This is a genomic window from Nostoc foliaceum FACHB-393 (assembly GCF_014698505.1).
GTDB classification, from domain to species: domain Bacteria; phylum Cyanobacteriota; class Cyanobacteriia; order Cyanobacteriales; family Nostocaceae; genus Nostoc; species Nostoc foliaceum_A.
This window is the reverse complement of the sequence record NZ_JACJTD010000017.1, coordinates 137,410-147,248: the sequence shown is the minus strand read 5'-3', so window position 1 is coordinate 147,248 and position 9,839 is coordinate 137,410. Positions and strand designations below refer to the sequence as shown.

Annotated in this window: 10 protein-coding genes; 4 read left to right on the top strand and 6 right to left on the bottom strand. The window is 39.7% G+C overall.

From position 1 onward, the window contains the following. The first annotated feature begins 458 nt into the window (after positions 1-458). Entirely contained in the window at positions 459-677 is a 219-nt protein-coding gene (locus tag H6G92_RS16270; protein WP_094330884.1) for a hypothetical protein, read from the top strand. Positions 678-822: 145 nt separating this feature from the next. Here the strand turns inward: H6G92_RS16270 and H6G92_RS16265 are convergent, their stop codons facing one another. The 4 genes from H6G92_RS16265 to H6G92_RS16250 all read right to left on the bottom strand — a co-directional run bounded on the left by H6G92_RS16265 (position 823) and on the right by H6G92_RS16250 (position 4,831). Continuing rightward, positions 823-1,023, bottom strand: coding sequence for a hypothetical protein (locus H6G92_RS16265; protein ID WP_190894682.1), 201 nt, complete (start codon positions 1,021-1,023; stop codon positions 823-825). A gap of 261 nt (positions 1,024-1,284) precedes the next feature. Further along, the gene (gene ftsH3 / locus H6G92_RS16260) at positions 1,285-3,126 is read right to left on the bottom strand and encodes an ATP-dependent zinc metalloprotease FtsH3 (protein WP_190729958.1); all 1,842 of its coding nucleotides are present in this window, start codon (positions 3,124-3,126) and stop codon (positions 1,285-1,287) included. A 113-nt stretch (positions 3,127-3,239) separates the two neighbouring features. Further along, positions 3,240-4,034 carry an aminotransferase class IV gene (locus H6G92_RS16255; protein ID WP_190894681.1) on the bottom strand — a complete coding sequence of 265 codons (795 nt, stop codon included), beginning with the start codon at positions 4,032-4,034 and terminating at the stop codon, positions 3,240-3,242. An 11-nt stretch (positions 4,035-4,045) separates the two neighbouring features. Next, positions 4,046-4,831, bottom strand: a complete 786-nt coding sequence (locus H6G92_RS16250) for a hypothetical protein (protein WP_190894680.1) — start codon at positions 4,829-4,831, stop codon at positions 4,046-4,048. A gap of 470 nt (positions 4,832-5,301) precedes the next feature. Between H6G92_RS16250 and H6G92_RS16245 the strand changes: the two genes are divergently transcribed. The 3 genes from H6G92_RS16245 to H6G92_RS16235 all read left to right on the top strand — a co-directional run bounded on the left by H6G92_RS16245 (position 5,302) and on the right by H6G92_RS16235 (position 7,723). Continuing rightward, positions 5,302-5,760 carry a hypothetical protein gene (locus tag H6G92_RS16245; RefSeq protein WP_190894679.1) on the top strand — a complete coding sequence of 153 codons (459 nt, stop codon included), beginning with the start codon at positions 5,302-5,304 and terminating at the stop codon, positions 5,758-5,760. Between the two features lie 137 nt (positions 5,761-5,897). Further along, positions 5,898-6,773 carry a hypothetical protein gene (locus H6G92_RS16240; RefSeq protein ID WP_190894678.1) on the top strand — a complete coding sequence of 292 codons (876 nt, stop codon included), beginning with the start codon at positions 5,898-5,900 and terminating at the stop codon, positions 6,771-6,773. Then, the gene (locus H6G92_RS16235) at positions 6,773-7,723 is read left to right on the top strand and encodes a hypothetical protein (protein WP_190894677.1); all 951 of its coding nucleotides are present in this window, start codon (positions 6,773-6,775) and stop codon (positions 7,721-7,723) included. Before H6G92_RS16240 ends, H6G92_RS16235 begins: the two co-directional genes overlap by 1 nt. A gap of 42 nt (positions 7,724-7,765) precedes the next feature. Here H6G92_RS16235 and H6G92_RS16230 read toward each other — a convergent pair whose 3' ends face one another. Both H6G92_RS16230 and H6G92_RS16225 read right to left on the bottom strand, forming a co-directional pair. After that, positions 7,766-8,983, bottom strand: a complete 1,218-nt coding sequence (locus tag H6G92_RS16230) for an acetate kinase (protein ID WP_190894676.1) — start codon at positions 8,981-8,983, stop codon at positions 7,766-7,768. 220 nt (positions 8,984-9,203) lie between these two features. After that, positions 9,204-9,833 carry an FMN-binding negative transcriptional regulator gene (locus tag H6G92_RS16225; RefSeq protein ID WP_190894675.1) on the bottom strand — a complete coding sequence of 210 codons (630 nt, stop codon included), beginning with the start codon at positions 9,831-9,833 and terminating at the stop codon, positions 9,204-9,206. Positions 9,834-9,839: the final 6 nt, after the last annotated feature.

The following is a 9,839-nucleotide window of genomic DNA, read 5'->3' as shown; positions in this document are numbered from 1 at the left end:
AGCGGTCAAATGCTTGGATGGAAAGATGCAAAATCCTCGTCAAGAACTTTGAGAGAACTTTAGCGAATGCGACTGCCAAGGTTAATCTTTGTTTTATTCGGTTGATGGTTAAGAGGCTTGCTGCACCTTCTTAGATGTCAAATGGGTTCTATAGAGGGTTTTATATAAAATATCAATAAATATTTATATAGTTATTTAAAGATATTGTAATCTCAGCATTCAAACCCGACCCTGTAAAGCTGAGAACTCAACGTATTGCCGTCTATCGGAGGTGGCAAAACCAAAGGGGTAATGTCAAGATTAGGAGATGTACCTATTGGTAGATAAGTCAAGTAGGTGAAATATTTATTAATATTATTAATAGAAAGTGTAAATTCAGCGTCAGGAGTCAGAAAAAATTCTTAATGGCAGGTATTTCACATCAATCATCAAATTTCTCACCAACGGGACAGAAGATCATGAAAGACCAAAAACCATCAGACTCTAAAGAATTCGTCGGAAATCTCAAAAATGGGATTTGGCTGTTTGGATTATCATCCTGGGTATTTGGCATTACCGATCGCAGTATTGCTTCATTTGCAGATGGCTATCTATCTGCTTTGGATTTAACGCAACTATTCACAGCTGCGACGTTCTTTGTGGCGTGGCTATTTTTGAAACCGACATCCAGAGTTTAAGATAGGCGGCTGGTTAAGTATCGAGTCACTTTTGACGTTAGTTATGCCAAGATTCGGAAAGCTATAGCTATAGGAGAACACTTTTGATCGCTATAAGGGGTGCTACAGAGAATGCATGGATACTTTTGCATTCAAAACAATCAGGTTAATTCTGTAAAATCTCAGAATTATCCTGATTTCTAATTTTCACTAAATAATCCAAGTTGCTAGTTATGGAAGATGTTAACAGGAGGATTTTTACCCTAACTGACGAGGGAGAATCAGGAACTACACCGAGTTCACGTAACCTTTGTGCCAATATTTGGATACGTTCTTCCGGCGTTATTAAACGGTTATGTACAGCCACTCTCGCGTGATACCCTGATATATTCTTCGTTCTATGCCAATTCCCAAACCCACCTCTAGTAGCCAAAGAAAAATTTTTCTAATTTTCCGGAATTGATTATGCTCAGGTGGTAGTCTCTATCAGACAAGCGATTTATACTGAAACTCTATAACGAAACCTCCGGGGTATATAACCCCATATTAAAAGCCCAGTCTTCATGACCGGGCTTTTATTGACAATTAGGAGTTAGGAATTGTTTGTAACTCCTAACTATTGATTAAATTAGGCAAAGGCAGCGGTTGTCACATCGTTATTCGACAGAATTTCTTGCAACTCTTCAGCATCTACCGTTTCTTTATCAACCAGCATTTGAGCTATCTGATCTAAAATATGGCGGTTGCCTACCAACACTTCTTTAGCGCGTGTATAGGCTACATCCACAAGTTTACGGACTTCTTCATCAATGGCGGCAGCGGTTTCTTCAGAGAAATCCCGCTCTGACATGATATCCCGTCCAAGGAACATGTTACCTTGCTGACGACCAAGGGCGACTGGGCCTAAGCGATCGCTCATGCCAAATCGGGTAATCATCTGACGCGCAACCCGTGCTACTTGCTGCAAGTCATTAGAAGCACCAGTGGTAACTTCTTCTTCACCAAAGATTAATTCTTCAGCAATTCGACCACCCAAAGCCACAGCCATCTGATTTTCAAGATAAGCGCGGCTGTACAAACCAGTGTCCATGCGGTCTTCGCTGGGGGTAAACCAAGTTAAACCACCTGCGCGACCACGAGGGATGATGCTAATCTTCTGCACAGGATCGTAGTCTGGCATCAATGCACCAACTAAAGCGTGACCAGCTTCGTGATAAGCCACCAAGGTTTTGCGCTTTTCGCTCATTACCCGGTCTTTCTTCTCTGGGCCAGCTAATACGCGATCAATTGCGTCGTTGATTTCATCCATCGAAATTTCAGTCAAATTCCGGCGTGCTGCCAGAATTGCGGCTTCATTCAGCAGGTTGGATAAATCTGCGCCAGTAAATCCAGGGGTACGACGGGCGATTTTATCCAAATCCACATCTTTCGCCAAGGTTTTGCCACGGGCATGTACCTTGAGAATTTCGCTGCGTCCGGCATAGTCGGGACGGTCTACCACAACTTGACGGTCAAAGCGACCAGGACGCAATAAGGCTGCATCTAGGACATCAGGACGGTTGGTAGCGGCAATAATGATGATGCCAGTATTACCTTCAAAGCCATCCATTTCTGTAAGCAACTGGTTGAGGGTTTGTTCCCGCTCATCGTTACCACCACCTAAACCTGCACCCCGTTGACGACCTACAGCGTCAATTTCATCGATGAAGACGATACAAGGAGCATTAGTCTTAGCTTGTTCAAATAAATCGCGGACGCGGGATGCACCCACACCTACGAACATTTCTACAAATTCTGAACCGGAGATTGAGAAGAACGGTACACCTGCTTCACCTGCTACAGCACGAGCTAGGAGGGTTTTACCTGTACCAGGAGGCCCAACTAATAGCACACCTTTAGGAATTTTTGCACCAACGGCGGTAAAGCGATCGGCGTTTTTCAGAAAGTCTACGACTTCGTTTAATTCCAACTTGGCTTGGTCAATACCAGCGACATCGCCAAATGTCACCTGAGTTTGTGGTTCCATTTGTACTCTGGCTTTGGATTTGCCAAAGTTCATTGCTTGGCTACCTGGGCCACTTTGAGCGCGACGTAGTAAGAAGAATAAGCCAACCAAAAGCAATACAGGGAAAAATAAGCTGCTTAGTGCCTTAAACCAAAATCCTTCATCGGTTTGCGGCAATACAGAAATATCAACGCCTTTTGAAGTCAGAGTATTGATCAGGTCTGGATCGTTGACTAAGGTAACAATCCGTTTAGCTGGGTCATATTTGGGTGTAACCAATGCTGTAGAACGGTCTGCACTCAAACTGACTTTTTCTACTCTGCCTTGTTGAACTTCTTGAATAAACCGACTATATCGCCATGTCTCTCTGCTTTGGGGTTGTTTGTCAAAAAATGCTGTTCCCAGCGCAATGACGACAATAAACAGCAGCGCGTACAGCCCTGCATTTCTCCATCTTTTATTCACTAAGGTCTATCCTCCTGTATTTTTCGCGCCATCGCGTAGCGTCTCTGTTCGGAGAGGTCATTATTAAGAATTATGTTAACTTATCTTAAGATATAACAAATTTGGCGTGACTGTCATGCTAAAAAAAGCTCCCTTATTAGCTGAAAACTCTGATGGTAGGGATTATATTGTAGCGACCCTGAAGGCTGATGAACGGTATGAACGGGAATAATTTCTACCACACTATTAGTGTAGGCGATCGCTTCAAATCTCTGGAATAGCTCCACCGTCCAAGGTTCTTCCCGCACTGGCTGTTGGTGGTTTTGTAACCAGTTTACAAGTTGCGATCGCAAAATTCCCGGTAAAATTCCTGCTTTTTTTGGTGGTGTCCACCAACTGCGATCGCACCATCCCCAAAGGTTGCCTGTGCTGGTTTCTAGCCAATTTCCTTGCGCATCAACTAATATTGCCTCTTCGGCATCTAAACTAGTTCTTGCCAACCAAGCACTCAAATAGTTTCCAGTTTTATGAGAGGGGAGAGAGCGATAAAATTCTGAACTAGCAACGGCGCATATAACACCATTATTTTGTTTTTCTGTCAAATTTTGTGGTAAGAATCTGCCAGTTATCCACTCCCGTCCATCGGGAAAAAGGGTAATTCTGAGAACGGGAAAGTGTGCGAGGAGAATTTGGGCACCTTGACGCAGACGCTTCCAATTGGGTTGCTGCCAACTAAAAGATTGTATTGAGAAGAGTAAGCGATCGCAGTGTGCTTGCCAATTAGTTAAATTACTATCTAGCGAGTTCTCATAAACCCGCAATGTTGTAAAAACAGTTGCCCCATAAAGTAACCCCGGATCGTTAATGTTTAATTCTAGGGTTTGGGAATGAATTAATTTACCATCATACCAAAAAACATCATTTTTCATTTGCCCAATGCTTAATCTTTTGGGGGAAATACAATTTTATTAGTACCTTCAGGAGTTGTAATTATTTTTCCTCCCAAAGCTTCAATTTCCCTAATTGCTCGTTTCCGAGTTCTTTCATCAAATTGATTATTTAAAACCATTGACCAAGTAGAAATTTGGGCATATTTACTGCTAGGATTTCGACTCAGAAATTCCGCAGTTCTTTGGGAAGTATTAGCTATAAGCTGACTCTCTGCATCTGAAAATTTACTAGCCCAGTTTGCCGCCGTTGCAAAAGACTGTTTGGCAGCTTCAGCATTGCCTAAAAATAATAACTCATCAATTCCTTTATAACGCCAGATGTAATAAGACTTTTCGGGAACTGAGGGAGATAGAGATTTTAAGCCTTTCTCTGATATTGTGATCGCACGTTCTGGCATAGCGGCATATAATGAAGTACTAACAGAAAGACCGCGATATGCTGCTAAAAATCGCGGGTCACGTTCTAGAATGACTTCAAAATATTCTGGACTTAAACTGTAACCTGTTTTATCCCGAACTTCGTCATCACCGAAATACTGTAAAAAATTGAGATATACCAAATCTGCAATGAAGTTATCATAACCAAAACTAGGCATTTTTTTGAGAAAGCTAAGACGGAGTTTTTCAGATTTTATTTCTTTTTCTAGAGTTTCTAAAGAGGCAGATTGTTTGCTCTTTATCAGTTTTTGTAATTGGGGGAATTGAATCAAGCCAACTCCTAAAATACATAAACAAATTATAAAAGGTGTAGCAATGGCTTTACGCGACAACAACATATTTTCCTTGTCTTCCCAGGTAGAAGCAATTCATTGTATATAATATACTTCTTGTAAGATTACTCAGCTATATAGTCACAGTAGCTTACATAGAAGAGCATCCATCAAGCTGCTAGCCTACCCTTTAACAAAGACCAACAGTGAATAAGCCTATCTTTTCTCAAGAGAAACCGAAAACAGCTAGATCGGCAAACTGTGCATAAAATGTTTAGTGCTATACTATACTTTTATTTCCTAAGTACAATAGAATATAATTTACACTTGCTTATTTGAAGCATCTAGTAATTTTTTCTTTTGTGAGATGAAATTAGTTCCTATAAATCCAGTTTTATTTTTTTTTGAACAACAAGTTCTTAACTTATTAATTTCCTCTGATATTACTTAGTTTTATTAAGTAAAAGTAGTAAAATTTGCAACTTGATTTAAAATAAGATTTTGTTCGCAATTAGACCTCTCAACTCTTTAATCTTATGCTAGATAGTGTAGCTACGAACAACTTGGAAAATAATGGTTTATCCCTTCAGACAAAAGATAATGTTTTTAAAACAATAGTTACTAATCTTAATGCTGATAAAAAAGGACTAGATATTGACGAAATTATTGATGCTATTAAAACAGTAATTGTTGAAGTCATTGATTTAAAAATCACTACTTGGGTAGCAGAGTCATCTGATCAGCCAAAAAATGAGATAGAATCTCCCAAACCAGGTAATCGGATATATACCCGAATTAATCTTGTTAATGGCGATATACAAAATGAAATTGGTAGTCAATTTACTGATAGTGGTCCATATAAAGAAATTCGAGAATTTCATTTAACTCAAGTTAAAGACAGTCGGGAAATCATTCAAAAAAATATAGAAAGCGTGGAGAAGTTGTATGGGTTTTTTATGGAAATCGTGAAATATCGCAAAAAGTCCGAACTTTAAGTATTTTTTATTAATTACCCATTTAAGCTAAAACACCGACAGCAATCTAGCCTAATCTTTAGGTTGATTTGCTTTTACCTATCAATATAAAGCTACACCAAGATTTAGCCATAAATAAACGATCAGAGGGCGGTACTATGTCTAATGATATTCAAATTAAAGACCGAAATAGTATTCAGAATCGCAATCAAAATGCTGCTAAACCCCAAGATATTGAAAATCAAGCTAGAGGCTTGTTAAACAATTTAGTATCATCTGTACAAACATTAGTTGATGACATTACAGCCTTAGAAGTTAATACGATGGTTGTAAATAGGATTAATGCTTCAAAATTTAATGCTTGGGAGGCATATCAAGAAATTTATTCTATACATGACCCAGATTACTTTAAAGCAAAAGGAATTCCAAAAGAAGGTTCTCAAGCTGAAGAACTACGTAAGCGTTATAGAAGCCTATTTGACCAAATTGAAAGAGAATATTTTTACCTTCTTCTTGAGGAAGGATCAGGTTTTTATAATCCTCAAGATGATAGAGTAAAACGATATCGTCAGAGGCTTGAACACGCGAAAAAATATCAACCAAACCTAGTTGAAGCCGATCAAGAAAACGTAAAGCTAGCTAAACCAATACTACCTGCTCCAACTCCCGTTCTTGATGACAAAGATGAAAATAATCAAGAAGATTGGATTGAAACTTTTAAAGAGATTCAAAAACTTTTGGATAATGATAGATTTGTTCGTACTCTACGTAAAATGTATGAACTTAAAGCTGCACTTGATAGTAGTAATGTGACAAGTACCAACATTGATATAATTTATGCCCAAACTGTTATGCAGTTAGATGGAGATATTATCACACGTTACAATAAAGACCTGTTTAGTTTATCTGAAGACGCTAAAAACTTAATCATTAATACGCATAATCAAGGAGTGATTTCTGGGGAAAAACAGTGGCGTGGAACATTTAGTTTTTTGATTAGTTTGGTACAGAGTATCGCAAATTTATCTCGATAATGAACGCTGATCTAACAACAATAGGTAACCAAACCGATGTTGCACTCTCTCTGTTTCTACAAGTTCCTCAGGGCGATCGCTTTGAACTTAAGGTTGAGCAATCACAGTTTAGTTTTTATCTAAATGAGACAGTTGTAAAACAGATTCAGCAAGCACAAAAAACTGGTGTTTCTCTCTACATTCCGCCCAAGCTGATTGTTCCTCTTTGGTACTACGTTTGTTTCAGCAATAATGTTGTGTCTGGAGATAAAAAAGAAATTACTGAGCAAAAAGTTAGTAGTTTTTTTTATATTATTTTCATCATCAATCTCATCAAATTCTTTTTGAGTAAAACCGCACGGTGCAAAACAAGCTTACAGTCTGGAATCACCTTTAATTCTTACTATAAGCAGGCTGAATTAAGTTCGACTACTTATGATGATCAAGACATTATTTTGCAAAGCACTGTCCTTCTGCATGGTGATATATTCCACAAAATCAAGTGGGATTTTATGCAAAATCCCAACTGCTCAACAATTATCTCTGCTCATTATTGGCTGACTGAACAACTACTAAATTGCTTTCGGACTAAGCTAAATCTGCTAGTTTGGGAGCTAGCTTCGCTCTTTACTGCTGCTTTAGTAGCCTACAATCTGTATCCAGCAAATGTGATTATATTAATATTTGCGTGGATAGGCTTCACTATACTATTTGCTACTACCCGCTATGTACTTGTCAATCAACTTAAAAGACGTACCTCTATCAACTCTAAATTTATAAATTGGTTGACATGGACGCTGATTTGTCTCATCCCTATCGTTGTTGCTGCTGCTACTAGTAGGTTTAATGATGTTAATGCCTTATTATTGGCGTTTACATCACTGATTGCCCCAAAACTTGCCGAGTACATTTTAAGCTTTATAGGGGCACGAGTTGGGAAACTAATCATTCATCGGTTCCTGTCATTATGAGTATATAAGTAAATTTTTCTGGTAAGTGCGTAAATCCTATTTTTACTGTTTCAAAAGTTGCCAACACTGTTTAGCGATCGCCCAATCTTCTTGAGTATGAATAACTAATACCCGCACTGCTGAATCGGGTGTAGAAATATCTTCATCCACAGGCTGCTGCTGATTTTTTTCAAAGTCTATTTTTAATCCCAAAAAACCAAAGGCTTCACAGGCGGCTTGGCGAATTTCCGGGGAATGTTCACCCACGCCTGCTGTAAATACCAAAGCATCTAATCCACCCAAACTAGTAAGCATTGCACCCATACTAGAACGCAGGCGATGTACGTAGATATCCCATGCCAGTTGAGCGCGGGAATTCCCTTGAGCGATCGCTGCTCTCAACTCACGCATATCGCTAGATACACCCGAAATTCCCTTTAACCCAGAAGCTTTATTTAATATATGATCCAACCTTTCGACGGAGTAATTGCAGTACCGTAACAGGTAAATCAAAATTCCCGGATCAACTGAACCAGAACGACTACCCATCATCAAACCTTCTAGGGGCGTGAATCCCATAGTGGTATCAATACTGCGGCCATTTTTAATCGCTGCCAAAGAGCAACCATTGCCCAAATGACAGATAATTAATCGCCCAGACGCAACATCTTGACCGAGAATTTGGGCAGCACGTTGAGAACAGTATTGGTGGCTGATACCATGAAACCCGTAGCGGCGAATACCTTCCTCTACCCACTCATAGGGACCGGGATAGATTGCTGCTGCATCAGGTAGAGTGGCATGAAATCCGGTATCAAAGACTGCTACCTGAGGGACATCTCCTAAAGTTTTTTCGATTCCTTCTATACCTGACAAAGCGGCTGGATTATGTGCTGGAGCAAGGTTAGACAGACGAGTGATCGCATTTTTAACATCCTCCGTAATTATCACAGTATCTCGATAATCCTGTCCGCCATGTACTATCCGATGCCCCACCACATCGATTTCTGACAACTGATCAATTACTTTGGTAGTACCATAACTAAGCGTATGGAGCATATAAGTAAGGTGTGCCTGTGGGGAATCACCAGAGATTGATTCTTGCAGCGTTGCACCCTTGCCAGTTTTCACCTCAATTTCTGCCACACCCCGTTCTTGAGTCCAGTTGATTTTCCCTTCCCAAAGGGGTTGGGGTGCTTGGGTGGGGAGAGCCTCATCTGCAATCTTGTACAGACAACTCTTTTGGCTGCTCGAACCGGCATTCAGCACCAATATCTTCATATAACAACATAAAAACATGATCTCCTTTGATCATGTCACTAAGTGTAGCCTCATGCTTCTAGTCTATGGGCATAATATACAGACCCATTGTTGCTAGTTGGCGAAGGCAGATTTTATTTTTTAAATAAACTTTTTGCCATCTATCTAGAGATAGTTTTTTAGTTGCATAACCACGCGATCGCTCCGCTCAAATGCCTCAAATTGTTACGTAACGCCTTTACTAATATTCATTCGCTTCAAGGTTTTGTTTCATCTCGGCACCGACGGCACGAGCAGCCATATCTGAACTTTGTAGCAGCATACTTGACACATTGTGCTGCTCAACTTGGCTTCGGTTTTGACTAAGTTTGTACTTACCTTCCAAGCGTGTAACAGTTATTTCAAAACCTACAATGCCATTCATCATACCTTCACGAAATCCGTCAGATAAACTGTGCCAATGCGATTTGTAATCAGCTTCGTAGGTGTCTATCATCTCGTTGATCATTTGGTTCATTGATTCTGGAGATTCATTGAGCATGATGACTTTGGGAATACCATATGCGTGAACAGCAATATAGTTCCACGTTGGTACACTTTCATACCTTTCATATAAAGTAGGGGAAATGTAAGCGTGTGCTCCGGTAAAAATAGCAAGTAACTCATTACCAAGAACTTGTGATTGAGGATTTTGTTTTGCCAGATGACCAATTAATTTAAGAGCATCCCCTTGCATTGCAATGACAAGAGGAACGTGTGAAGCATAAGGTACACCATCTATAATCGATACCAACGTAGCGAAACTATTGGCTCTCATAAAGGCGATCAATTTATCAACATTATCTTCTTGAAAAGCGGTTGGTCTATACATGGCAAT